Annotated in this window: 1 protein-coding gene; it reads right to left on the minus strand. The window is 54.7% G+C overall.

Features of this window, described 5'->3' with window-relative positions; genetic code table 11:
* On the minus strand, positions 1 to 321 hold a 321-nt coding region (locus GSQ95_RS26015), incomplete at its 3' end, for a DUF2931 family protein (protein ID WP_158974024.1).
* Between the last annotated feature and the right edge of the window lie 17 nt (positions 322 to 338).

Genomic DNA, 338 nt, shown 5'->3' on the forward strand with positions numbered 1-338 from the left:
GGATTGCCAGCGTAGGGATACGACATAGGGCAGATCCAGGCCGGTCAGAGTACGACCTTTGCCTGAGCCGATTCTTTCTGGCCAACCCTCTGCGCGAATCGCCAGATTTTCAGGTTTGCCATAAGACACTACTCCCCCCATGGCATTGGGAAAGATGCGCCCGCTGTTATCACCAATGTTGACTTGCTCCAGCCAAACTTCCATGTAGTTAGGCGCTATAAAGCCCAAATACCAGGCGTCATAGGGCAGCTCGTTCGCGGCGTCAGACTGACAACCCGCCAGGCTCAGTAGCAGGCCAATAGCCAACAACCAGCGACTCATCGCCCAACTTTTCATGG

It is taken from the genome of Pseudomonas sp. BAV 4579 (assembly GCF_009765395.1).
Taxonomy (GTDB): Bacteria; Pseudomonadota; Gammaproteobacteria; order Pseudomonadales; family Pseudomonadaceae; genus Chryseomonas; species Chryseomonas aestiva.